Origin of the sequence: Chryseobacterium taeanense, from assembly GCF_900099685.1 — a bacterium.
GTDB lineage: Bacteria > Bacteroidota > Bacteroidia > Flavobacteriales > Weeksellaceae > Chryseobacterium > Chryseobacterium taeanense.
In genome coordinates this window covers 23,226-48,520 of record NZ_FNDW01000014.1, presented here as the reverse complement: position 1 = coordinate 48,520, position 25,295 = coordinate 23,226, and the positions used below count along the sequence as shown (strand labels likewise).

General features: G+C 35.9%; 18 protein-coding genes. 2 read left to right on the top strand and 16 right to left on the bottom strand.

What is annotated here, in order from left to right; all coding sequences use genetic code 11:
* Positions 1 to 787: 787 nt before the first annotated feature.
* From guaA to BLR30_RS16065, 9 genes are all read right to left on the bottom strand, one after another.
* Positions 788 to 2,317 (bottom strand): glutamine-hydrolyzing GMP synthase, encoded by a 1,530-nt coding sequence (gene guaA / locus BLR30_RS16105; protein WP_089861137.1) that lies wholly within the window; start codon positions 2,315 to 2,317, stop codon positions 788 to 790.
* 145 nt (positions 2,318 to 2,462) lie between these two features.
* Positions 2,463 to 3,701, bottom strand: coding sequence for a phosphoribosylamine--glycine ligase (purD, locus tag BLR30_RS16100; protein ID WP_089861135.1), 1,239 nt, complete (start codon positions 3,699 to 3,701; stop codon positions 2,463 to 2,465).
* Positions 3,702 to 3,946: 245 nt separating this feature from the next.
* On the bottom strand, positions 3,947 to 5,464 hold the full coding sequence (gene purH, locus BLR30_RS16095) for a bifunctional phosphoribosylaminoimidazolecarboxamide formyltransferase/IMP cyclohydrolase (RefSeq protein ID WP_089861232.1): 1,518 nt from the start codon (positions 5,462 to 5,464) through the stop codon (positions 3,947 to 3,949).
* A 195-nt stretch (positions 5,465 to 5,659) separates the two neighbouring features.
* Positions 5,660 to 6,496 (bottom strand): hypothetical protein, encoded by an 837-nt coding sequence (locus tag BLR30_RS16090; RefSeq protein ID WP_139164648.1) that lies wholly within the window; start codon positions 6,494 to 6,496, stop codon positions 5,660 to 5,662.
* Between the two features lie 20 nt (positions 6,497 to 6,516).
* Positions 6,517 to 7,080, bottom strand: coding sequence for a phosphoribosylglycinamide formyltransferase (gene purN, locus BLR30_RS16085; RefSeq protein ID WP_089861131.1), 564 nt, complete (start codon positions 7,078 to 7,080; stop codon positions 6,517 to 6,519).
* Between the two features lie 76 nt (positions 7,081 to 7,156).
* Positions 7,157 to 8,149, bottom strand: a complete 993-nt coding sequence (gene purM / locus BLR30_RS16080) for a phosphoribosylformylglycinamidine cyclo-ligase (RefSeq protein WP_089861129.1) — start codon at positions 8,147 to 8,149, stop codon at positions 7,157 to 7,159.
* 268 nt (positions 8,150 to 8,417) lie between these two features.
* The gene (locus BLR30_RS16075) at positions 8,418 to 8,969 is read right to left on the bottom strand and encodes an NADPH-dependent FMN reductase (RefSeq protein ID WP_089861127.1); all 552 of its coding nucleotides are present in this window, start codon (positions 8,967 to 8,969) and stop codon (positions 8,418 to 8,420) included.
* Positions 8,970 to 9,182: 213 nt separating this feature from the next.
* Positions 9,183 to 9,911 (bottom strand): pirin family protein, encoded by a 729-nt coding sequence (locus tag BLR30_RS16070; RefSeq protein WP_089861124.1) that lies wholly within the window; start codon positions 9,909 to 9,911, stop codon positions 9,183 to 9,185.
* 182 nt (positions 9,912 to 10,093) lie between these two features.
* Positions 10,094 to 10,468 carry a winged helix-turn-helix transcriptional regulator gene (locus BLR30_RS16065; RefSeq protein ID WP_089861122.1) on the bottom strand — a complete coding sequence of 125 codons (375 nt, stop codon included), beginning with the start codon at positions 10,466 to 10,468 and terminating at the stop codon, positions 10,094 to 10,096.
* 89 nt (positions 10,469 to 10,557) lie between these two features.
* Here BLR30_RS16065 and BLR30_RS16060 point away from each other — a divergent pair, with 89 nt between their 5' ends.
* Positions 10,558 to 11,157, top strand: coding sequence for an FMN-dependent NADH-azoreductase (locus BLR30_RS16060; RefSeq protein WP_089861120.1), 600 nt, complete (start codon positions 10,558 to 10,560; stop codon positions 11,155 to 11,157).
* A gap of 43 nt (positions 11,158 to 11,200) precedes the next feature.
* Here BLR30_RS16060 and BLR30_RS16055 read toward each other — a convergent pair whose 3' ends face one another.
* The 7 genes from BLR30_RS16055 to BLR30_RS16025 form a co-directional block, all read right to left on the bottom strand.
* A complete protein-coding gene (locus BLR30_RS16055; RefSeq protein WP_175443679.1) occupies positions 11,201 to 12,583 on the bottom strand; it encodes an MFS transporter in 1,383 nt (460 codons plus the stop codon).
* A 4-nt stretch (positions 12,584 to 12,587) separates the two neighbouring features.
* Entirely contained in the window at positions 12,588 to 13,103 is a 516-nt protein-coding gene (locus BLR30_RS16050) for a nuclear transport factor 2 family protein (RefSeq protein WP_089861117.1), read from the bottom strand.
* A 133-nt stretch (positions 13,104 to 13,236) separates the two neighbouring features.
* Entirely contained in the window at positions 13,237 to 15,087 is a 1,851-nt protein-coding gene (locus BLR30_RS16045; RefSeq protein ID WP_089861115.1) for a glycoside hydrolase family 13 protein, read from the bottom strand.
* A 172-nt stretch (positions 15,088 to 15,259) separates the two neighbouring features.
* Positions 15,260 to 17,413: a glycoside hydrolase family 97 protein gene (locus BLR30_RS16040; protein WP_089861113.1), complete on the bottom strand. Its 2,154-nt coding sequence runs from the start codon at positions 17,411 to 17,413 to the stop codon at positions 15,260 to 15,262.
* Positions 17,414 to 17,489: 76 nt separating this feature from the next.
* Positions 17,490 to 18,512, bottom strand: a complete 1,023-nt coding sequence (locus BLR30_RS16035) for a SusE domain-containing protein (RefSeq protein ID WP_089861111.1) — start codon at positions 18,510 to 18,512, stop codon at positions 17,490 to 17,492.
* Positions 18,513 to 18,531: 19 nt separating this feature from the next.
* Positions 18,532 to 20,130, bottom strand: a complete 1,599-nt coding sequence (locus BLR30_RS16030; RefSeq protein WP_175443678.1) for a RagB/SusD family nutrient uptake outer membrane protein — start codon at positions 20,128 to 20,130, stop codon at positions 18,532 to 18,534.
* 5 nt (positions 20,131 to 20,135) lie between these two features.
* Positions 20,136 to 22,871 carry a SusC/RagA family TonB-linked outer membrane protein gene (locus BLR30_RS16025; protein WP_089861109.1) on the bottom strand — a complete coding sequence of 912 codons (2,736 nt, stop codon included), beginning with the start codon at positions 22,869 to 22,871 and terminating at the stop codon, positions 20,136 to 20,138.
* A 326-nt stretch (positions 22,872 to 23,197) separates the two neighbouring features.
* Between BLR30_RS16025 and metG the strand changes: the two genes are divergently transcribed.
* Positions 23,198 to 25,234, top strand: coding sequence for a methionine--tRNA ligase (gene metG / locus BLR30_RS16020; RefSeq protein ID WP_089861107.1), 2,037 nt, complete (start codon positions 23,198 to 23,200; stop codon positions 25,232 to 25,234).
* Positions 25,235 to 25,295: the final 61 nt, after the last annotated feature.

Here is a 25,295-nt window from a genome sequence, read left to right as displayed (position 1 = left end):
ATATCTACATCGAAGTTGTGAGTATTTAAATCAAAGTTATTAATATCTAAATCGAAGTTAATAATATTTAAACCAACGATGTTAATATTTAAAATTACATTGCTAATATCCAAATCTACATTGCCAATATTTAAAATGACATTGCTAATATTTAAATCAACAGTGTTAATATCTAAGTCAACAATGAGAATTTATAAAGCCACATTGCTAAAATATACAATGACATTGCTAATATCTAAACTTACATTACGAATATCTAATCCAACGGTGCTAACATCTAAAATAACCTTACTAATATTTAAACCGATGTTACTAAAATATTCAATAACGGCGTGAATATTAAACTGAAGTTATCAAAATTGCCTGGACTGATAAACAATTCAAATAATTATAATGGATGAATTGATAAACTTATTTCTTCCATCGTTGTCATACAAATCAATAGCGTCTGACTTTAAACTTGACTTTTAAGGCAAGGAATAAGATTGAGAACTTTAACCGAAAATTATAGTAATTTTTGATACAGATATATCGGCTTAATGATTATTTTTACTTTATAAATTAATTATGTGGTTTAAAGTAATAGTATTATTGATTATAGTGTTTATCATTATGCCATTTATGATAGGCAATCAGGTTAAATATAGGGATAAAGAATCTGAATATTATAACAAAAAAAAGAAAAATAAGAAATCTTAATAAGTATTGCTGATAAATATTTAGATAAAATTTCAAACAAAAAATCCCGCCCGAAGGCAGGATGTATATCTAAAATTCAAGTCAAAAATTATTCCCACTCAATGGTTGCAGGGGGTTTGCTTGAAATATCATACGCTACTCTGTTGATTCCTCTTACTTCGTTGATGATTCTGCTTGAAACGGTATCTAAGAACTCGTAAGGAAGTCTGCTCCACGTTGCTGTCATAAAGTCTATGGTATTGGCGGAACGAACTACGGCTGTGTATTCGTACGTTCTCTCATCGCCCATTACCCCTACCGATTTTACTGGAAGAAGCACAACGAATGCCTGAGAAACTTTTTCGTACAAATCGTTTTTATACAATTCTTCAATGAAAATATCATCTGCTTCCTGAAGGATTCTTACTTTCTCCGCATCTACCGCTCCTAATACTCTGATTCCCAAGCCAGGACCAGGGAAAGGATGCCTGTGTACCAAATGATGAGGAATTCCCAATTCTTCACCTACTTTTCTTACTTCATCTTTAAATAATTCTCTTAAAGGCTCCAGCAATTCAAACTCCATTTCTTCCGGAAGCCCGCCAACGTTGTGGTGAGATTTGATTACGGCAGAAGGTCCGTTCACTGACTGGCTTTCAATCACATCGGGATAAATTGTTCCCTGAGCTAAGAATTTAGCTCCTTCAATTTTATGAGATTCTTCATCAAAAACATGAATGAATTCGTTTCCGATGATCTTTCTTTTGGCTTCAGGATCATCAACTCCAGCCAGTTTTGATAAAAATCTTTCGGAAGCATCTACCAGTTTGATGTTCATATGGAAATGTTCTCCATAATTATCCATCACTTTTTTACCTTCGTCTTTTCTTAAAAGCCCTGTATCAACGAAGATACAAGTCAGCTGATCGCCGATTGCTCTGTGAATCAATACCGCTGCAACGGAAGAATCTACGCCTCCGGAAAGTCCAAGAATCACTTTCTGATCTCCTACTCTTTCACGGATTTCTGCAACTGTTTTATCGATATAGTTCGTCAGTTTCCAGTTTTTTTCTGCATTACAGATTCCGAACACGAAATTCTCCAACATTTTCCCACCTTCTTCGGTGTGAGAAACTTCGGGATGGAACTGCACGCAATATATTTTTTTATCTTCATTTGCCATGGAGGCCACGACACCCGACTGAGCATTTAATTCAAATCCTGGAGGCAATTGTCCAACTTCATCAAAGTGGCTCATCCAAACGATAGAATTATTGGTTACGCCTTTTAGCAAAGAAGATTCTTTTACGATTTCCAGGTGCGCTTTTCCGTACTCCCCTTTTACACCTTTATGAACTTTTCCGCCTAAAAGATGCGCTGTAAGCTGCATTCCGTAGCAGATTCCTAATACGGGAATCCCCTGCTCGTATAATTCCTTTTGCACCAGGTGAGCATTTTCTGCATTGACAGAGCTTGGTCCGCCGGAAAGGATAATTCCTTTTGGCTGTTTTTCTAAGATGGTTTCTAATGGTGTATTGAAAGGTAAAATTTCAGAATACACACCCATCTCACGGATTCTTCTTCCGATAAGCTGGTTGTACTGTGATCCGAAATCTAATATGATAATCCCGTTGTTCATTTTTTATAATTGTTAATGCTTTAGGCTATAGGCTGAAAGCAGTAGGCATTTGTAAAGCTTATCGCCTATAGCTTAAAGCTTACTGCTATTAAATTCTTTACAAAAAAAGACCTGGATTTCTCCAAATCTTTTTTCGTGATTTATGTTAGAACTTTCCGATGTCTTCTCTGTAGAAGCCGTAATCGAAATGTACGTGACTTGCATCTTCGTAAACTTTATTGCGGGCATCTTCGTAAGTTGCTCCGGTAGCCACGATGTTCAGCACTCTGCCTCCGTTTGAAACTACTTTGTCACCTTTTCTTATTGCTCCTGCGTATAAAAGTTTGCTGTATTTTAATTTATCTTCTCCTACAATCTCGAAACCTAATTCGATATTTCTAGGATATCCTCCTGAACACATTACCAAGCAAACGGCTTTTTCATCCTTAAATTTAAGGTCAACCTCTTTTCCATCCATACAATCCTGGATTACATCAAGAAGATTGTTTTCCATTAAGGCCATTAATACCTGCGTTTCAGGATCTCCGAATCTCATGTTGTATTCAAGAAGGTAAGTTCCGTTTTTGGTGACCATTAATCCGAAGAAAATGATTCCTTTAAACCCAAGGCCTTCTGCTTTAAGCCCATCAAGAGTAGGCCGCATGATATTTTTCTCAAAGTCTTCGTAATGTGCCTGCGTAAATTCAGGGCTTGGAGCTACGCATCCCATACCTCCGGTGTTAGGTCCTGTATCTCCGTTTCCGGCTTTTTTATAGTCTTTAGCAGCTACACAAGGGAAAAGTTTTTCCCCGTTTGAAAAAGCAATGATGGATGCTTCAAACCCTTCAAGATATTCTTCGATCACTAAACGGATTCCGGCATCTCCAAAGATTCTTCTGATCATGAAATCATGGATGGTAGCTTCAGCTTCTTCCAAGGTATCACAGATCACCACACCTTTTCCACCAGCCAGTCCGCTTGCTTTAATTACTAAAGGATATTGCTGTGTCTGAACATATTCTTTAGCCTCATTGTATGACTCAAATACTTCAGCTTTTGCTGTTTTGATATCATAGGTCTGCATAAATTTTTTAGAGAAAGCCTTACTTCCTTCGAGGCTTGCCACTTTGTGAGCGGGACCAAATACTTTAAGATCGTGTTTTTTAAATTCATCCTTCAAACCAGCTACAAGCGGCGCTTCGGGACCAACGATCGTTAAATCAATCTTTTCTTTGATTGCGAAATCTCTAAGTTCTTTAATCTCTGATAAATGAACATTTTTTCCTATTACATCCGTGGTAGCGTTTCCGTTGGCGAAAAACATCTTCGTAATTCTCGGATCATCCTGAAGTTTTGCTGCCAAAGCAGATTCTCTTCCACCTTCACCTATGATTAATATTCTCATACTTTATTTAATTATCTAGTCTATAATTTACAAATATATAATTTTGAATGCTATAAATACAATCTCAAAAATGATTTTTGGATGTATGCATTTAATCCTGATAAAAATTATTAACGCAAAGTCCGCTAAGATTTTTTTATTAACTAACTGTTTTTAAGATCGCAAAGGCGTTAACACTCAGCAAAGATTAAAAAGGGATTATATCAAATTACACATTTTCATCTGTAATTTTAATCTAATTTTAATTAATGTAAAAAATGTCTGATTCCTGTAAACATCATCGGAATGTTGTGCTCATTGGCAGCATCAATACTGTCCTGATCTTTTACACTTCCTCCAGGCTGGATGATTGCGGTTATTCCTTCCTGAGCGCAGAAATCTACCACATCACGGAAAGGGAAAAATGCATCTGAAGCCAATACCAATTCTCCTGAGAACTTTTCTTTGGCTCTTTCTATCGCCTGTTGGGTTGCCCAGATTCTGTTGACCTGTCCGCCACCGATTCCGAAAGCCTGAATTCCGTTGGAAACGACAATCGCATTGGATTTAACATATTTTACTACTCTCTGAGAGAATAACAACGCTTTCTTCTGTTCTTCCGTAGGCTGGGTTTCAGTTACCACTTTAATATCTTCAGAGAATATATTGTCGTTGTCCTGAACAAGAATTCCACCGTCAATTTTTACCCAAGTCTGCTTATCAGAAACAGGGTTTACGATTTTTATAATTCTCAGATTTTTCTTCTTTCTTAAAATTTCCAGGGCTTCTTCATCAAACTCGGGAGCCATTACGATTTCAAGGAACGTTTTATTTAATTCTTCCGCTGTTGCTGCGTCGATTTTGTAGTTCATTGCAACAATTCCGCCAAAGATAGAAACAGGATCACATTCGAAAGTTTTCTGATAGGTTTCCAACGCTGAGGTTCCGATCGCAACGCCACAAGGTGTAGAGTGTTTTACGGCGCAACAAGCCATTTCTTCTTTGAATTCTGTTACCACTTTCCAGCAAAGATCCATATCACGAAGATTATTGAAAGACAATTCTTTACCTCCCAATTGTTCGAAATCTTTCATGGCACCGTTTTCGAAAGTAGAAACATAGTAAGCCGCTGTCTGATGTGGGTTTTCGCCATATCTCAGGTCAGAAACTTTTTTGTAAGAGGCATTTAAATAAGCAGGATAATCTTCTTCTAAAAGCATTCTTGAAATTGCTGCATCATAAGCAGAGGTAAGGTTGAATACTTTTCCTGCTAATTTCTTACGAGTTTCAATGTATGTATCACCGTTCTGTTCCATTTCGATTTTTACGGCTGCATAATCTTCAACATCAGTAATTACCGTTACAGAATCAAAATTTTTAGCTGCAGAACGAAGCATTGAAGGACCACCAATATCGATGAATTCTACCTTTTCGTGTAGAGAAATGTTTTTGTTTACATTTTCAAAGAAGGGATAAAGATTTACGATTACCATGTCAATCAGACCAATTCCGTGCTCCTGAACGGTATTCATGTGTTCTTCGTTGGAACGTACAGCCAATAATCCACCGTGAACTTTTGGATGTAATGTTTTCACTCTTCCATCCAACATTTCAGGAAAATCGGTAACCTCATCAATCTGAATCGGATTTAAACCAGCGTCTTTCAAATGTTTGAATGTACCCCCCGTAGAAATCAATTCATAATTTTGGGCTTCCAAAAACTGTGCGAATTCTATTAATCCGCTTTTGTCAGAAACACTGATTAAAACTCTTTTTTTGCTCATCTTACTTTCAATTTTTTCTTTGTAGTTGTTCTTCATTCATAATCTGATAGGATTTTCATCCTATGCTGATATAGATGGTCCTTTCAGGACTCTTTTTACCTAAGAACTTTTACTTTCAATTTTTACTTTTTACAGCTATTTCAAACTGTAGACCGGGTCTTTCACCTCCGGTCTATTATTTTTACTTAGATTTTATTAAAAGGTCAATATTAAATTATGATTTGGGTCATACGAAAATTGAAAACCTTGTTCTGAATATAAAGTCTTAACATTATTCTCATCATATGCATAGGTTTTAAGGTTTCTGTAATTATTATCAGAAATGCTACGATAAAAATAAAAATCTATCATTTCTAATTTTTTAAAAGGATTTTTCGCAGCATCATAATCAGAAAATACCTTTTCAACTTTAACATTGGAATTTTCATAAATACTTCTCATCGTTTGTGTAATTGTTTTTTCCAGATTTCCTCCTTGATAATAAAACGTTTCTACATTTTCAAAATCCTGAATCATTGAAAAATAAGGGCTTTCCTGCGTTATATTAGGATAAGTTAATCTAATCTGATACAATCTTCCCTGACTATTATACTGAAAGTTATACTTTTTTTCAGCATAAGGAGCTATAGGATCCGGAATACTTTTTTCAATGATTCTGCCACTATTATCTAAAGTATAAATAATCTTCTTTTTAGGAACTGGAAGGTTTGGTAAATCACTCTTATTTTCAAGAACAACCTTATTTCCATTATACTCAAAATTTAAATAAACCCAATAAACAATATTTGAAAAATTAGCTTTTTCCATTTTAACAAGTTTATTCACATTATTATAAGTAAATAAATCATAAACTAGATCTGGTATAGGCAAAACTTCATATTCTTCAAACCCAAAATGAGACCTGTAAATTTTTTCCGGTTTTAAATCATTATCAACGTTTGTAACATTAGTTTCCTCAAAATCTTCTTCATTGAATGAACAAGAATTTAAAGTTACCAACACCAGTAATAATACGAATAGATTTGTTTTCATATACATTTTTGATATAAACATTAGTTTCCTAATACTTTATTAATCGCTTCAGGAAAAATTTCATATTCAATTAAATGAACTTTTTCTGCTACAGATTCGGGGATGTCATTTTCTGTGATGCTAAAAGATTTTTGAAGGATGATTTCTCCTTCATCAATTCCTGATGTCACGAAATGTACAGTAGCTCCACTTTCTTTTTCCTTGGCTTCAATCACCGCGTTGTGGACGTGATGTCCCCACATTCCTTTTCCTCCGAATTTCGGAAGCAAGGCAGGATGAATATTGATTATTTTTCTGTCCCAGTTCTCACAGAATTCAGGTTTTAGAATGGATAAAAATCCGGCTAAAACGATTAAGTCTGTATTTTCAGGAATCACTTTACTCAGTTCACTGCTGAAGTTTTTTCCTCTTGGAATCAGAACGTTACTTATGTTGTGATTTTTTGCTCTTTCAAGTCCGTAGCATTCTCTGTCGGCCACTACCAAAGATATTTTTGCATTCGGGATTTCTCCGTTATCAATAGTATCGATAATTCGCTGAAGATTGGTTCCTGAACCTGAAACGAGTATAACTAGGTTTTTCATTAATTAGATGTTAGATGTCAGATACTAGATTTTAGACTAAAAGTCTTGCGTCTGATATCTCAAATCTGATGTCTTTTTAGAATTTTAAATCTATTTTTTCGTTTCCTTCTGTAATTTCTCCGATTTCGTAAGCATCATCCAGAAGGTGCAGTACTTTTTCTGCATGTTCGGCATCTACCACAACGATCATTCCGACACCCATATTGAATGTTCCGAACATCTCTTCACGGGCTACGCCACCTCTTTTTTCCAATTCAAGCATGATGGATGGAATTTGAATTTTCGATGCCTCGATTGAAGCACAAAGCCCTTCAGGAATAATTCTCGGAACATTTTCATATAATCCGCCTCCTGTGATGTGGGCAATTCCGCAAACTTTTACTTCTTCAAGAACTTTATGGATATCTTTATAATATAATCTTGTAGGTACCAAAAGCGTCTCGTACAAAGGTTTTCCTTCAAACTCTTCATTAAAATCAGGGAAAACTTTTCTTACCAAAGAGAATCCGTTGGAGTGAAACCCTGAACTTGGTAATGAAATAATTTTATTACCTGCTTTAATTCCTGAACCATCAATAATCTGGTCTTTTTCAACGATTCCCACACAGAATCCTGCAACATCATAATCTCCAGGTTGGTACATTCCAGGCATTTCGGCAGTTTCTCCACCGATCAATGCACAGTTGTTGTCTTTACAGGCTTCTACCATTCCTAAAACGATTTCAGCAGCGATTTCAGAATCCAATTTTCCACAAGCTAAATAATCCAGGAAAAATAATGGTTTTGCACCGTGGCAAAGGATATCATTGGCACACATGGCGAAACAGTCTACCCCTATAGAATCGTATTTTTTAGAGTCTAAGGCTACTTTCAGCTTTGTTCCTACACCATCTGTTCCTGAAACCAAAACAGGATTTTTATATCCTCCGATTTCATAAAAAGCTCCAAAACTTCCTAAATGATTCAATACATTGGAATTGTGAGTTTCTCCAACCGCCTTCTTGATCTTGTCAACGGTTTTGTATCCTTCTTCTTTGTCTACTCCTGCTGATTTGTACGTGTTGCTCATATTATTAATGTAAGAGTGTATCAGTTTAACGATTAACAATAATTTTAATTGTTAATGTGCTAAATTGGCACAATTTATTTCTATGTTTAAGTTTAAATTTCGAAAATAAAAAAGCCGACAATCTTAGTAGATTATCGGCCGTTGTATTATCTCAGAATTTCAGAGTCCACAATATTCCCTTTCTTGGAGAAACATTCTTTAAAAGTGGTCTGAATATTCATCTTTTTTTCTTTTTGCAAAGATATTAATTTTAAATTAATATTCAAATCTATTTTTCAAGGATAATTTCTACTGCCGAAATTTTTGCAATCTTTTCTTTCAATTCGCTGTCTTTCTCGTCATTAGAGATTTTCTGAGCCGATTTATCAAAATTATCATTAAAGAAAGGAAGCGTAAAGGTATCGACAATATTTCCGCCGTGAAGTGGAAAACGTTTAGCTGCGGCTTCTAAAACACCCAGTCCTCCTCTTGCTCCGGGAGCTGTTGCCATCAACAACATTGGTTTTTCATTCCATACGGCTCTGTCTTTGATTCTGGAAGTCCAGTCGAATACATTTTTGAAAGCGGTAGAATATGTTCCGTTATGTTCGGAAAGAGAAACCAAAAGTATATCTGCTGCATCAATTTTTGAAGCAAAATCTATTGCCTGTTGAGGAACGCCATTTTCCACTTCACGCTGATGCTTGTAAATCGGCATTTCAAATTGATTCATATCTACAATTTCCACTTCTGCATTCTGAATGAGTGAAGCTGCGTAAGAAACTAAAAGTTTGTTGATTGATGTTTCGGAATTGCTTCCTGCTACTGCTAAGATTTTCATTGTATAATCTGATTTATATTATTTTACTATTTCTTAAAACCGCAAAAGCCGCAAAAGATTTTAACACTTAAGTTATTTTTAAGTTTAATTTAAAATTGTTAATTAAGAACACATAAGCTTTAAAAATCTTTGATTTTTTCTCTTTTGAGAACTTTAATTATCTAAAAGAATAGCTTTATAATATCTTTTGTGGTTTTTGTGGTTTAAAATTGTTTATTTTAAATATGCCGGTAATTCCATTGGAACTTCCATTAAGAGAATTTCGGTATCTTCAACGGCTTCAATGTTGAAACTTTGGGTATCCCAGATTCCTAAACCATCTTTTTCGTTTAAAATTCTGTCGCCAATTTTTGCGCTCCCTTTTAAAACAAATGTATATACTCCGTTTCCTTCTTTATGAAACATATAATTCTTGCCGTTTCCTTTAGTAAAGTTGGCCAGATTGAACCAGGCATCCTGATGAATCCAGACTCCGTCGTCGTTTTTATCCGGCGATAAAATTTGCTGAAATCCATTGATTTTTTCACCTTCTTTGATGCTTTTCTGGTCATATCTCGGTTCTACCCCTACTTCTCTTGGAAATACCCAGATCTGTAAAAATTTTACTTCTTCATCTTTATTCTTATTGTACTCGCTGTGCATTACGCCGGTTCCGGCACTCATCACCTGAATTTCACCTTTTCTGATCACGGCTGTCGTTCCCATAGAATCTTTGTGTTCCAGATCACCTTCCAGCGGAATTGAAATGATTTCCATATCTCTGTGAGGATGTGTTCCGAAGCCCATTCCCTGAGAAACGGTGTCATCGTTCAGCACTCTCAGAGCTCCAAAATGTGTTCTTTCCGGATTCTGGTAATTGGCAAAACTGAAGGTGTGATAAGAATTCAACCATCCATGATTGGCATGGCCTCTTGTATCTGCTTTATGATATACTGTTTTCATATTGTGATTATTTATGGTACAAATGTCGGAAGTCTTACGCTGGGAAATGTTGATGTAAGGTAAGAAAGAATTCGGGATACGAGATTCGGGGGTTAGAGTTTTAGGGGTTGGGGGTTAGAGTAAAATTACTTATTGCTGCTATTGTTTGTAAATCAATATTTATCATTTTTTATGAAATAATATTACTTACCTCCATTTACAGTTTCTGAAGGGCTTCCAAAAATATGCCTGCGATGATTTTCTCCCCAGTCTTTTAATGATTCTACCACGGGTTGCAAGGTTTTGGTATACGATGTCGGCAAATATTCGATAGAGACGGGATAAGTGTCGGTTACGATTCTTTCAACCAGTCCGTTTTGCTCAAGCTCTTTTAATTCTTTGGCTAAAACTTTTGAGGTAAGCTTGGGAATACTTCTCTCAATTTCCGTAAAACGTTTGTTCCCGGCATTAAGCGATACAATGATCTGAAGCTTCCATTTTCCGTTGATGACATCTAAGGTATCGCGGACAGGTTTCAGAACCTGCATACATTCTTTATGATTGTGCTGTTTCTCCATTTTTCCACTTTCCTTTAGGTAACTGCTATCCTTTTGAAAGTAAATTTACAATAATTTTGTCATACATAAAAACAAAAAATTTAAACAAAATGGCTAATATTTTAAATATTAAAACAAGCATCAGCGGAGAAAATTCTGTAAGTAACAAACTTTCTCAAACTCTTATTAATCAACTTTTAGAAAAAAATCCTGAAAGCAAAGTTGTAGTTCGTGACCTTTCTGCAGATCCTATTCCGCATTTGGAAATTAAGCATTTTGCATCATTTGCGGTACCACATGAGGAAAAGAGTGAAGAACAAAAAGAAGCTTCCAAATATTCTGATGAAGCCTTAAAAGAAATTCAGGAAGCGGATATCATCATCATTGGAGTTCCTTTCTACAATTTTACTTTTCCATCTACTTTAAAATCGTGGATTGACAGCATTTCTGTTGCAGGAAAAACATTTTCGTATGCAGACGGAACGCCGAAGGGCCTTCTGGAAAACAAAAAATTATATTTAAATTTTGCAATTGGCGGAGTTTATGAAAATGGGCTTGTTGAGAATATGGAACATTATTTAAGGACTTTATTCGGATTTATCGGAATTACGGATGTAGAAGTTTTCCAGACTCAGGGAACAATGATTCCTCAATTGAAGGAAGAAAATTTAATGAAAGCGGTAGAGAAAATTGAAGCAGTTTTGGCGTAAAAGACTTTAAAATCTACCAATTATTCAAGTTTATCATAGTAAATTAAAAATGTACCTGTTGAATTTCTTCTTCGATTTCCTTTGGAGTATCATGTTCCGGTTTAATAAAAATCATTGTTAAAACAGCGCCCAACAGCATACAGATTCCACCGACTACGATGTAATCAATGGCCATTTTACCAAAGATTCCACTTACAATCGGACCTCCGAAAACACCATTGATGATCTGAGGAATTACGATAAAGAAGTTGAAAATCCCCATATAAACTCCCATTTTCTTTTGTGGAATTGAATCAATCAGCATAGCATAAGGCATCGCTAAAATACTTGCCCAGGCAAATCCCAGTCCGACCATTGAAATCCATAGATCATGAATGTCTTTAATGAAATACATGGCAATCAGCCCCAATCCTCCACAAGTCAGCGCTAAAGCGTGTGTCTGCTTTTTACCTATCAATTTCGCAATCGGCGTTAAAGCAAAAGCAAAGAAAATGGCATAAAAATTATAACTTCCGAACAAACTTCCTGTTAAATCTCCGGCTTTATTAAATTCCGCAGAATGGGTATCATCAGGTGAAAGTCCGAAATGATGTGTTGCCAGAGCACTCGTTGTAAAAACCCACATTGTAAACAAAGCAAACCAGGAAAAGAACTGTACAATTCCTAATTTCTTCATCTGAGAAGGTACATTCGCAAAATCTTTAAAGATATCAGAAAGTTTTGACTTTTCTTCTACTATTTCCTTTCCTCCTTCAAATGAAGCAAATTCTTCGGGTGAGTATTCTTTGGTGGTGATAATCGTGTACAGAATGGATAAGATCAACACTGCTGCGCCAATATAGAAAGCATAAATCACATTGTCTGCCACAAATCCTTTAGGCGCTTCATTTGAAATTCCCATTTTAGTTAACCATCCCGGAAGATCCGATCCGATCACAGCACCGATCCCTATGAGAATTGTCTGAACTGAAAAGCCTATCGTTGCCTGATGTTTCGGCAGCATATCTCCCACCAAAGCCCGGAATGGTTCCATGGCAACATTTATAGAGGCATCCATCATTGCTAAGAAAATGACAGCTATTAACAAAACGTTTGCTGCCATCATCTGCGTTGCAGAAGCTGCATTAGGAAGCATTACCAATCCGATCGCACATAAAACAGCTCCTATTAAAAAGTAAGGTTTTCTTCTTCCCAACGGACTCCAGGTATTATCTCCCATATGACCGATGATTGGCTGAACAATCAAACCTGTTATAGGAGCCACCAGCCAAAACCACGACAACTCGTGAACATCTGCTCCAAAATTTGCCAAGATTCTGCTCGCATTTCCATTTTGCAGACCAAAAGCCATCTGAATTCCCAAAAAGCCCATGCTCATGTTAATGATTTGAAGCATGGACAGATTTGGCTTTACTTTTTTCATCATTATCTTAGTTTGATTTTAATTGTTTAATTAAAGCATCTTCGATCGGAGTTTTTTCAACGACCACTTTATCGACAATTTCATTGGGAACTGTTACCGAAAGAACATATTGTTTCACTTTCCATTCCCCGTTGATTTTTTCAACCACACCAGAACCACGGCAGATCTTCATTTGAGTATCGAGCAATTCATCAAACCAGGCTAGCTTTCCATCTTTGCTGAAATAGATATTTCTTTTTAAGGAAGTAAAATTCCAGGTTTTCTTTTTGTCGAAATAAGGTTTAGCCCAAGCCATAAAAGCTTTTTTGTCCCAGACTTCCGTTGCGTCTGTTCCGATGAAGGTAGATTCATCTGTGAAATAATTGAAATAGGTTACAAAATCTGCTTTTGCAGCTGCGACATTGAATCCGTCGAGCATTGTTCCGATTTCTGTTTTTTCTTTTTCAAATTTTGTTTGAGCCGAAATGGTATTAAAGCTCAATAGACATATGATGAAAGTATAGAATATTGTTGTTGTTTTCATATTTAATTTTTGTTTTTAACGCAAAGAGCACCAAGCATTTTTTTTAATTTCACTTAATATTTCGTTCGCAAAGGTACTTCGACAGGCTCAGCATAAACTATCACTCAGCAAAGTGAATTAATATATTTTTAAGTTACTTTAATTCAATGACCATAGAAGTTTTTGCGGGTATGGTTAAGTTGTTTTGCAATAAAAATTCTTTATCGGAGATGATGTCTTTTCCTTTTGAAAATCCTTTTAATGATTCAGCAAAATGTTTCAAGTCAACCGCTTGTTCTGTTTCATTGTTATTTAAAATAACCATTACACTTTCTTTTTCATTATATCTAAAATACACAAAAACATTATTCTGCGGGACAAAATTTTTAGTTTTTCCTGTGTGAATGACTTCTTTTCCTTTTCTCCAGTTTAATAGTTTTTGGGTAAACTGATAAAATTCCTTTTGTTCGGCAGTCTGCTCCGAAAGTTTAAAGGCATTTACTTTGTCAGATTTCCAGCCGCCCGGAAAATCTCTTCGGATATCGGCATCCCCGCCTTTATTTTTATCACCGCGCATTCCGACTTCCGATCCGTAATAAATCTGTGGAATTCCGCGAACAGTTGATATTAATGTTAATCCTAATTTATAAGCTTTCGGATCATCATTGAATATTTCATTCCATCTTTCGGTATCATGATTTTCAAAGAAAACCATAACATTGTTGATATCAGGATAAAGGAAATCGCTTGCAAGACTGTTATATATACGATTCATTCCGCTGTCCCATCCTTCTTTTTCCTTCAATGCTTTTGGCATATCGCTGTACAACATAAAATCCATCACTGAAGGAAGATTGGAATTATAATTTGCCGCTTCTCCTGTTTTTGAATTTTTCTGCCACGCCGAAATATATGCCGCTGTATTCAGCCAGGTTTCCCCTACGATGTTAAATTTCGGATATTCATCGGTAATCGCTTTCGCCCATTTAGCCATTGCCTCTTTATCGTTGTAGGGATAAGTATCCACACGAAAACCTCCCAGCTCTGCATATTCAATCCACCAGATTGCATTTTGAGTAAGATATTTTAAAACCAAAGGATTTTTTTGGTTAATATCAGGCATTGTTGTATCAAACCACCCATCCAACGCTGATATTTTATCAATATCAGAAGCATTGGTATCAAACTGTGTGGTTGTTTTATAATTGGAACGTTTAAAACCATTTTCTCCGTCATTAAACCAATGAATCCAGTCTTTTGTCGGCAGATCTTTGATCATCCAGTGTGAAATTCCCCAGTGATTGGTGACATAATCCATCACGAGCTTCATGTTTCTTTTATTTAATTTTTGGGAAAGTTCGCGATACTCTTCATTGGTTCCGTAGCGAGCATCTATTTTATATAAATCGGTCTGCGCATAGCCATGATAAGAGTACACTTTTTCATTGTCTTCATTCACCGGAGTGAGCCAGACTGCCGTCGCTCCGAGGTTCTGGATATAATCGAGATTATTGATAATTCCGCGCAAATCTCCTCCATGACGACCGTTGGGAAGGTTTCTGTTTGCTTTTTCCGTTAGGTTTGGGCTTGAATCATTTTTCTCGTCACCATTTGCAAAACGGTCAGGCATGATGAGATACATAACATCTTTAGACGTAAAAGATTCTCTGTCTGCAGAATGGGGTTCTCTTTGCTTTAATTCGTACGTATAAGAGCTTGTGATTTTTTTGCCTTTTTTAGTATTTATCTTAAACTTCGGAACGTTGACCTCATTGGTATTTACAGTGATAAAAACATAATTCGGGTTTTCTACTTTCTGAATATCTTTGATCTGAACTCCGTCTGAAATTTCGATTTCGTCATTGGCAATATTTTTTCCGTAAACCAGGATCTGAAGTTCAGGATTTTTCATTCCTTTCCACCAAAAGGCCGGTTCTACTTTCTGGATTTGCGAAAATGCAACGGATGCTGCCGATAAAGCAAATATTGTGATTATTTTTTTCATTTTATGATTTTACGTTAACAAAGATTCAACTTTGAACAAGTCGTTTGTTTGGTGTGTAATTATTAGTCCTGATAAAAACGCTCGAAAGGCTCAGCATAAATTCCAAGGGGAAAAAGCTTCAAAAAATAAAAAACTTTGTCAAAGATTAGACTTTGACAAAGTTGATTACCTATTACAATGGTTTTATAGAAATCGCAAAACCGCCACTTCTGACCATCTTCATATTGATCTTAGATTTGCTTGTAATTTTCTTTTTATAAATATTGTAGCTCTGAGGATTGTTGATGTAATCTGCATCTTTTCCATCTTCATAAATTGTTGCTTCATACTTTTTACCTTTATCGAGGAAAGAAAAATCTACCGTGTAATCACGTTTGTTCTCATCGGTAATTCCACCTACGAACCAGTTTTCTGTACCTTTTGCTTTTCTGGCAGTAATGATATAATCTCCCGGCTCTGCCGATAAAATTTTAGTGTCGTCCCAATCTGCCGCTACATCTTTGATAAACTGGAAAGCATCCATATGCCTTTTGTAATTTTCAGGCAGGTCTGCAGCCATCTGAAGAGGCATGTACATTACCACATACAACGCCAACTGTTTTGCCAAGGTTGTTTTTACAAACCGTTTATCTCCTGGAAAATAGTAATCCAATTTTGTCTGGAAAATCCCTGGAGTATAATCCATCGGTCCGCCCATCCATCTTGTAAATGGAAGAATGGTCTGATGATCCGGATTATTTCCAGCAAAAGCTTCAAATTCGGTTCCTCTTGCCGCTTCTGCGGAGATCCAGTTTGGGTATGTTCTGCTTTCTCCTCCTGGTCTTACCGATTCGTGGGAATTAACCATTATTTTATATTCATTGGCCTTTTCTGCAATTCTGTAGAAGTGATTGATTGTCCATTGCGAATAATGATGCTCACCTCTTGGAATAATATCTCCTACATAACCGGTTTTCACTGCATCGTAACCATAGTCGTTCATCAATTTGAATGCTTTATCTGCCCATCTTTCATAATTGGTTGCAGAACCCGATGTTTCATGATGCATTATTAGCTTAATCCCTTTTGAATGAGCATATTCATTCAGCATTTTAATATCAAAATCAGGATATGGTGTTATAAAGTCAAATACAAATTCTTTTGAGTGACCAAACCAATCTTCCCAGCCGACATTCCACCCTTCAATTAAAAGTCCTCCGAAACCGTTTTCTGCTGCGAAATCGATGTATTCTTTCACTTTTGTATTGTTTGCAGCGTGTTTTCCATTAGGGGTAAGCTTTGAAAAATCGGTTACTCCGATATGAACGTTTTCAGCCGTGGAATAAGCCCATTGTGATTTTCCGATAATCATTTCCCACCAGACTCCCATATATTTCGTAGGATGAATGTAGGAAGTATCGGTGTATTTTGTAGGCTCATTCAGATTAAACATCATCTTAGATCCCAGTACTTCTTCAGCTTTTGGAGACACAATAATTGTTCTCCAAGGGGAAACGGTTGAAGTCTGCATATAGCCTTTTGCCCCTTGTCTGTCGGGAGTTAGATGTGTTTTAAATTTAAAATTAACTGCATCTACTTCAAGATGAGAAGCAGGGTAATTCAAAACGGCGGCTTCTCCCACATTGACATATAAAGGATCTTTACCTTCTTTTTTAAGCATCAGTGGTGACTGCACAGCATTAGGAACCATCTGCTGTGAAGCATTGCTGTCGAAGGAACTTGGCCATCTTGCCGGAATTTCAGAGATTTTCGTAGTTTGTGGCTGATATTCCTGCGAGTCATAATCGGCTGCAATCCACCAGGCTTTCATGTCGGTCGGAAAATCAATCTCAGAATCTTCTTCACGGATTACAAAATAATTAAGGTTTTTCTGTTGCGGGAATTCATATCGGAAACCCAACCCATCATTAAATAGTCTGAATTTAACGATCATATCTCTGTCGGTAGCATCCTGATGTAGTGTAACTGCTAATTCGTTGTAATGATTGATATAATTTTTCTTTTCTCCTAAAACAGGTTGCCAGGTTTCATTTTTAGCATCTCTTTTTTCGTCTGTTTTGGTGAAGCCATTGTTTAAATCAAATTTGGCATCTTCCGGTTTTGCAATTTCAGACGCAAATTTAATAGAAGTATCTTTAAATAATCTCAGTCCCAGTTTTGAATCTTCAACTATTATTTTTCCATCGTATTTTAGGTTATAGTAAGGTACGCCCTGCTTTAGCTGGAAATCCATTTCAAATTTTCCGTCCGGCGATTTTAAAGATTGTGCATTAACACCTGCAAACATCATCGAGAACAATAATGCCCCAATTGTAATTTTCTTCATAATGACTATTAATATTTTTTAAAAATAAAGAAAGTGCTGCCGAAAAGCAACACTTTGCTAAATAATTTATATGAGTTTATTGAATCGAATAGTTCAGGTTGTATGGATCAAATAAAACAGTATGTACTCCTGCCGTGATCGCTATATTAGCTCCCGAAGTAGAAGCAACACCGCCTGAACCTCCCCAATTTGTCTGGTTCCAGTCATGATTTAATCTAAATTTAAACTCCCCTGAAAGAAATGTAGCTGTTGCTTTCCATTTCAGTAACGTATTATCCCAGACCATGTCTATATCTGTACTCCAATTCCCTCCTGGTGTTGCAGAACCAATAAGGCTCATTTGATAAGGAATCATTTTTAAAGTATTTGCATTGGTATCTATGGTTGCTTGATAATATCCTATTCCGGGAGCTACAATATCTCCTCCTCCATTATATATAACGGGAATTGTATTTGTAGAAGAGTTAAATTGAGAATTGGTTCCGTAAGAATTATTCCAGTTTGTTTGAGGTGTAATTTTAAAAACTAAATTCCCTGCAGTAAAATTGATAAATCCAATATAAATTCCATTAGAATTTGCCGAAACCAATGTATTCGCAGTCGGAGGATTCCATCCCTGATATGCGCCAGGAGCATACATATAAGAGATTAGCGCGTAAGGCGTTGCCGTTAAACTTATAATATTTGAATATGTAACCGAAGTACCTAGAGTAGATTTTAATCTAATCTGTACATTTGATGCAACATCTGGTGTAAGCGCTAATCCTAACAAAATAGCATTAAATTCTTCAACAGTATAAGAAATTTGTTTTGTACCTGCTGCAAGATCTATTGTTTTAGGTGTTGCGAAATTCGTACCCTGTACTGCGAATTGTAATTGATTTGTTATGGCAAGGTTTACTCCATAATCCGGATTACTCCAAGAATATTTGATAGCATTCTGTGTTGCATTTGGCTTTGTAAGTACAATAGACGTTTTATCAGCACTAAGGTTCGCATTCGATTTCAAACTTGCGATGGCCTGATCTTCATCTTTTTCGCATGAGAAAAGCATCACTGCAACCAGCCCACAAACTAAAAATTTGAATATATTTTTCATTTTTAAAAGTGTTTTAAGATTAGTATCCAGGATTTTGAATCAAGTTCGGATTTGCTACAATATCGTTTGCAGGAATTGGGAATAAATTTCTGTAATCTTCAACGGCTTTTCCATCTTTCACTCCTCCTTTCCATGGCCATAAATATGATGAAGATGTAAATTTACCATAACGAATTAAGTCAGTTCTTCTTGTTGCTTCCCAAGATAGTTCCCTGGCTCTTTCATCCAAAAAGAAATCGGTATTAACTGACGAAACAGTATTTGCTCCTGCTCTAGTTCTTAAAGCGTTCACATAACCCAATGCTGTAGCTATATTACCACCGGAGCCACCTCTTGCAACTGCTTCACCGTACATTAAATATATATCTGCTAAACGGTATAATGGAATATCTGCATCTACAAAATTACCAGACGCATCTGATCCTGCAGCACCGTTTGCGAATTTTATATTTTTATATTTAATAAATGCATAACCATCTGTAAAAGTAGAAACACTGTTTATTTCTAAACTTTGACCGTTTGTATAAAAGTTTCCTCTTTGATCATTAGGAGAGCCTGAAAATAAATTAACGAAAGATTTTGTAGTTCTTATACCACCCCAACCTCCATTTATTCCAAACTGGGAAGCTGGCATAGAACCACCAACTGCAGCATGAACCATAAAAGTTGATCCTCCATAAGTTTTTGTACTCGTGCCATCGTAATTCACTGATAAAATAACTTCAGGATTATTTATATTATTATCAGCCATAAATAATGATCCATAATTTGATTTCAGAGAATAACCCGCACTTATAACTTTGTTACAATACGTAATACAATCTGTATATCTTCCTGTACCTGTGTAAACCTGAGCATTAAGATATAATCTTGCCAGCAACGCCCACGCTGCAGCCTTATCTGCTCTACCATACTCATTGGTTTTTGCATCTTTTAAGTCATTAGCACAAGCCAAAAGTTCTGACTCTACGTATTTGAATAATTCTGCTCTTACAATTCTTGGCGGTGGGGTATTGATTATATCAGTATCTTCGGTGACATAAGGTACATTTCCGAATAAATCCATTGCATGATAATATGATTGTGCTCTCAAAAAGCGAGCTTCAGCACGCATATATTTAGCTTCTGTAAGGTTAGCGCCACTAATACCATTTGAAGAAAGTTTTTCATCTGTTGTGTTTTTGATAAACTCATTACTTACAGCAATTACATTGAATATTCTATAATAGATTGCAGCTACAAAAGGATTAGAAGCATTCCAAGTCATGCTATGCATTTCTGGAAGACCCGCATCTGCCCATGCTATAACAGCTTCATCAGTTGTTAAAACCTGCATACTGTACATTTGGCGAAGATAGTTTGAAAATCCGCCATCAATACCTCCTATGTCTGTATTTGCATCGCCGTTATTTTGATCTCCCTGTCCTCCGATTGCAAGACCTGCGTAGATTTTAGCCAAAGCAGGTTTATAATTATTAAAATCTTTGTATAATACAGCCGAGGTCAGCCCTAAACTAGGTTCTTGTTCGAGATCTTGTGTACAGGAACCCGCAAAAAACAGAGTTCCTAAAGTAATAGATCCTAGAATAATCTTTTTATATAAATATTTATTTCTCATGTTAATTAAAATTGAAAGTTAAAGCCAACTGAATACACTTTCGGCCTTTGATAAAATCCGTTATCAATTCCTCCGAAAATCTCTGGATCTACCCCTTTGTATTTTGTAATGACAAATACGTTTTGTGCCATTGCATTTACTCTTAGATTAGTTCCCTTACCCATAAATTCTCCTACATTATAAGCAACTGAAAAATTATCCATTCTCAAAAATGAAGCATCTTCTATAAACATATCAGAGAAAAGCTGTGTTGTTGCAAACTGTGTACTTAAAACACTTACATTCGTGTTACTCAAGAAATTATTTGCCTGGATATTTGCAATAGAACTGTTAGACGCTGAATTATTGTAAACATAATTTCCTAACACAGCTCTAAGCGCAGTACTGAATTCCCATTTTTTAACGCTGACTTTTGTAGAGAAACCTAAAATCACATCAGGATTAGGAGACTTATAAAAGTATTTATCGTCTTCAGTAGATTTTCCATCTCCGTTTCGGTCAACGTAAATACCTTCTAATGGTTTACCATTACTGTCATATACCTGTTGGTAAACGTAAAATGAATTGAGTGGTTGACCAACCGTAACAGCCTGAATATAATTATTAATGCCAGTAAGTGTTCCTACCGGAATTTTATATGAGGAATCAACAAATTGTGATAAGCTTGTTACTTTTGGATTAAATCTAGTAGCGTTTAAATTAACATCCCATGTTATATTATCTTTTTTAACAGGAACTAAATTTAAATTAACTTCAAAACCTTTATTGGCGATAATTCCTACATTTTTAACATTGAAATTACTTAGATCACCAGCCCAAGTCGGTACTCTTGAAATAAGATTTTCAGATTTTTTATCAAAATAATCAAATGATCCACTAATTCTATTATTCAAGATGGCAAAATCCAACCCAATATTTTTAGTGGTCGTAGTTTCCCACACAAGATTTGGATTATAAACATCAGGTCGTAATAAAGTGTAGTAATTATTTCCAAATTGATATTGTGAAGTACTGCTATTACTATAAGAATATGAACCAAAAGCAGGATAATCATTCCCGGTTTCTTGCTGACCCGTTTTCCCCCAACCCGCTCTTACTTTCAAAGAGTTAATGCTTGATATGTTTTTTAAGAATCCCTCTTCATTAATTTTCCAGGCAATCGACACCGCAGGGAAATTACCCCATAAATGATCTCTGTTTCCATTCCAAAATATTGAAGATCCATCTCTTCTTATGGAACCATTAATAACGTATCTATCTGCAATAGTAAAAATCCCTCTTGCATAAAAAGAAATTAATGTTCTTTCGGCATCGCCTGGTGTTGAGAAATCAGTTTTCTGACCATTACCATAATAGGTAGGAGCTTCAGGAGTAATAACATGTCTATTCTGATAAGAATAACCACCAATTACATCTACTGTTGTATTAATAGCCTGAATCTTTTTCACATAATTCAGATATGATTCAAATAATTTACTTTTAATCTCTTGAGAATAAGACCTATAAGAACCCAAAGTTCCTATGCCCTGAGCAAAATCTTTTGATACATTTACAGAACCGTCACTTTTTGCGTAATCATAAGATCCGTTTAAATTTAATCTTAAATCAGGTAAAAAATGGAATTTATAATCCAACTGCAAACTTGGAATAATTCTGAATACCGAAGAAATATCTCTTTTACCATACAATAAACCAAGCGGGTTTCTTGTTCCGTTTACATTCAATCCGGTTGCTGTGTTGGCAGGATCTAACCATTCGTAATAACCTCCGTAATTAGAATTTCCTGAATAAACAGGCTGCGTCGGATCGAAATAAATTGAAGCTCCGATAGCTCCACCGTCCGGAAATCTGTTTTCAGAGAAAGTTCCTTTAAAATTACCATTGACGGTTAAATGATTATCAAAAAATTTAGGTGATAAGTTGAAACCTAAGGATGTTCTTCTAAATTCATTTGTTTTTACGATCCCGTTTTGTTCATTATACCCTAATGAAACCCTGTAAGGCAAACCTTTTACACCACCTGAAAAAGCGACATTATTATCCGTTCCCCAAGCTTGTTGATAAATTTGGTCTTGCCAGTTTGTATCTGCATTACCTAAATAAGATTTTTGCGCAGCAGTTCCATAAGAATCTACAAAACTTCTGAATTGACTAGCATTCATGACATCAACATTTCCCATTTTCTCGGAAACTGAAAAATTGGTATTGAAGTTTACTCTGAATTTTCCTGTTGTTCCCTTTTTAGTCGTAATTAAAATTACACCGTTGGAAGCTCTGTTCCCATAGATTGCTGCAGAAGAAGCATCTTTAAGAATATCGAAAGTCTCGATATCATTAGGATTAATTAATGATAAAGGATTAGTTGCCCCACTTAAACTGTTAAAATCAATGGGAACACCATCAATTACAATCAAAGGATCATTATTAATAAATGAAGACCCTCCTCTTACTCTAATGGTTGAACCAGCTCCTGGTGCACCACTATTTCCGGTAATCTGTACTCCCGGTGTCTTTCCTACGATTAATTGATCCGCAGTTGAAGCACCAGCATTAAAATCTTTGGAAGTAATAGAAGTAATCGACCCCGTTAGATCCGTTTTCTTCTGTTTCCCATAACCAATCAGAACAACCTCCTCTATTTTTTTCTCTTTTGTTACAGAGTCGTTGGTTTGCGCATGAATTATTGTACTTGCCAATAAAAATGCAGGCGCAATTTTTAATACCGTTGTAAAATTCTTCACAATATTATTTTTATATAGTTTCTTTTTTATCGTACATGGCCGGAGCCTGTTGCAATTTAAAAAAAATCCAGAATTATCTTAAATTTTTAAAAATTTTATTAAAATTATGTAAATTAAACGAACATTTTATTACATACATCTAATTATCAATTGTTTAAACTAAAATATGCACAACATAACACCATTTTAAATTTAACATAAAGTTAAACATTGGTTTAACTAAATATAATATCCGACCATCTTAATAGACTTTAAAACCCCTTAAAATATACCATACAGTATTCCACAGATATTCGCTATCTTTGCATATAAAAATTTTACTATAAATGTCGAACAGAAAGATGATTACGGCAGCTTTGCCTTATGCAAACGGACCGGTTCATATAGGACATTTGGCAGGAGTGTATATTCCTGCGGATGTTTATGCAAGATTTCAAAGAAGAACAGGAAAAGAAGTAGCGTTTATTTGTGGCTCAGATGAACACGGAATTCCTATTACCATAAGAGCCAAAAAAGAAGGAGTTACCCCTCAGGATATCGTTGATAAATACCACGAAATCATTAAAAAATCTTTTTCAGATTTGGGGATTTCATTTGATGAGTATTCCAGAACGACTTCTAAAAAACATTACGAAACAAGTCAGGATTTCTTTAAAGTTCTTTATGAAAAAGGGAAGTTTACGGAAGAAATATCTGAGCAATATTTTGATGAACAGGCAGGAGAATTCCTTGCAGACCGGTATATTGTCGGTACCTGCCCTAACTGTGGTAACGAAAACGCTTATGGAGATCAGTGTGAACGATGTGGATCTACCCTTTCACCCTCTGAGCTGATTAATCCAAAATCAATGTTGAGCGGAAATGTTCCTATTCTTAAAGAAACAAAAAACTGGTATTTACCATTAAACGAATACGAAGATTTCCTGAACGAATGGATCATTGAAGGTCATAAGGACGATTGGAAACCAAACGTTTACGGACAGGTAAAATCATGGTTGAATGACGGACTGAAGCCTCGCGCCATGACGAGAGACCTTAATTGGGGAGTTCCGGTTCCGCTTCCGGGTGCTGAGGGAAAAGTATTGTATGTTTGGTTCGATGCGCCGATCGGCTATATTTCTTTCACCAAAGAATGGGCGGAGAAAAACGGGAAAGACTGGAAAGACTACTGGCAGAGCGAAGAATCTGATCTGGTTCACTTCATCGGAAAGGATAATATCGTATTCCACTGTATTATTTTCCCAAGTATGATGAAGGCTCACGGAGATTTCATTATGCCGGCAAATGTACCTGCTTTTGAATTCTTGAATCTTGAAAATGATAAAATTTCAACCTCAAGAAACTGGGCGGTTTGGGCGCATGAATACGTGGAAGATTTCCCGGGTCAACAGGATGTGTTGAGATACGCTCTCCTTTCGTCGGCTCCGGAAACAAAGGATAATAATTTCACCTGGAAAGATTTCCAGACCAAGAATAACTCTGAGCTGGTAGGAATTTTCGGAAACTTCATCAACAGGGTTACTGTGCTTATTCATAAATATTACGATGGAATTGTTCCGCAAGGTGATGCAAATGCTCCTGAATTAAAGGAAATCAATAAATCAGCAAAAGAGATTGGAGGATTTTTAGAGAATTATGAATTCAGAAATTCTTTAACAGCGTTGATGAATCTGGCACGTTTCGGAAACCAGTATTTACAGACTGAAGAACCTTGGAAGACAATTAAAGATAATCCTGAAAAAGCGGCTCATTCCTTGTTTGTAGGTGCTCAGATTGCAGTTGCTTTAGCGCAGTTGTGCGAACCGTTTATGCCTTTCAGCTCTGAGAAGCTACTGAATATGTTTAATGTTGAAAAACAAAGCTGGACTGATATTGAAACAAAATCTGTATTGATAGAAACCGGTCATAAAATCAATGAAGCTTCTCTTCTTTTCTCTAAAATTGAAGATGATGTGATTGAAGCCCAAATCCAAAAGCTTGAAAATACAAAACAAAACAATAAGAAAACAAACCCTAACGCCAACCCTATGAAAGACGAAATCACTTTTGATGATTTTACAAAAATCGACCTGAGAACAGCAACCATTGTAGAGGCTGAAAAAGTGGAAAAAGCAGATAAATTATTAAAACTAACGGTAGATACCGGTGTTGATGTAAGAACTGTGGTTTCAGGGATTGCAGAAAGCTTCACTCCGGAAGAGGTAATTGGAAAGCAGGTGATGATCTTATTAAATCTTGCGCCAAGAAAAATCAGAGGAATCGAATCTCAGGGAATGTTATTATTAACAACGAAACCAGACGGGAAATTATCTTTCGTAACACCGGACGACAGCAATGTAGAAAACGGTATTGAGATTGGATAAACCATCATTCGTAGATATACAAAATCCACATGAGTTTTTCATGTGGATTTTTTTATTTGTC

Excerpts from the sequence above, each read along its gene's own strand:
- BLR30_RS16060 (WP_089861120.1), top strand. The coding sequence starts at position 10,558 with ATGGCTAATATTTTAAATATTAAAACAAGCATCAGCGGAGAAAATTCT.
- guaA (WP_089861137.1), bottom strand. The coding sequence starts at position 2,317 with ATGAACAACGGGATTATCATATTAGATTTCGGATCACAGTACAACCAG.
- purN (WP_089861131.1), bottom strand. The coding sequence starts at position 7,080 with ATGAAAAACCTAGTTATACTCGTTTCAGGTTCAGGAACCAATCTTCAG.
- BLR30_RS16055 (WP_175443679.1), bottom strand. The coding sequence starts at position 12,583 with ATGATGAAAAAAGTAAAGCCAAATCTGTCCATGCTTCAAATCATTAAC.
- BLR30_RS16035 (WP_089861111.1), bottom strand. The coding sequence starts at position 18,512 with ATGAAAAATATATTCAAATTTTTAGTTTGTGGGCTGGTTGCAGTGATG.
- BLR30_RS16050 (WP_089861117.1), bottom strand. The coding sequence starts at position 13,103 with ATGAAAACAACAACAATATTCTATACTTTCATCATATGTCTATTGAGC.
- purD (WP_089861135.1), bottom strand. The coding sequence starts at position 3,701 with ATGAGAATATTAATCATAGGTGAAGGTGGAAGAGAATCTGCTTTGGCA.
- BLR30_RS16090 (WP_139164648.1), bottom strand. The coding sequence starts at position 6,496 with ATGAAAACAAATCTATTCGTATTATTACTGGTGTTGGTAACTTTAAAT.
- BLR30_RS16070 (WP_089861124.1), bottom strand. The coding sequence starts at position 9,911 with ATGAAAACAGTATATCATAAAGCAGATACAAGAGGCCATGCCAATCAT.
- BLR30_RS16030 (WP_175443678.1), bottom strand. The coding sequence starts at position 20,130 with ATGAGAAATAAATATTTATATAAAAAGATTATTCTAGGATCTATTACT.
- purM (WP_089861129.1), bottom strand. The coding sequence starts at position 8,149 with ATGAGCAACACGTACAAATCAGCAGGAGTAGACAAAGAAGAAGGATAC.
- metG (WP_089861107.1), top strand. The coding sequence starts at position 23,198 with ATGTCGAACAGAAAGATGATTACGGCAGCTTTGCCTTATGCAAACGGA.
- BLR30_RS16045 (WP_089861115.1), bottom strand. The coding sequence starts at position 15,087 with ATGAAAAAAATAATCACAATATTTGCTTTATCGGCAGCATCCGTTGCA.
- BLR30_RS16065 (WP_089861122.1), bottom strand. The coding sequence starts at position 10,468 with ATGGAGAAACAGCACAATCATAAAGAATGTATGCAGGTTCTGAAACCT.
- purH (WP_089861232.1), bottom strand. The coding sequence starts at position 5,464 with ATGAGCAAAAAAAGAGTTTTAATCAGTGTTTCTGACAAAAGCGGATTA.
- BLR30_RS16075 (WP_089861127.1), bottom strand. The coding sequence starts at position 8,969 with ATGAAAATCTTAGCAGTAGCAGGAAGCAATTCCGAAACATCAATCAAC.
- BLR30_RS16040 (WP_089861113.1), bottom strand. The coding sequence starts at position 17,413 with ATGAAGAAAATTACAATTGGGGCATTATTGTTCTCGATGATGTTTGCA.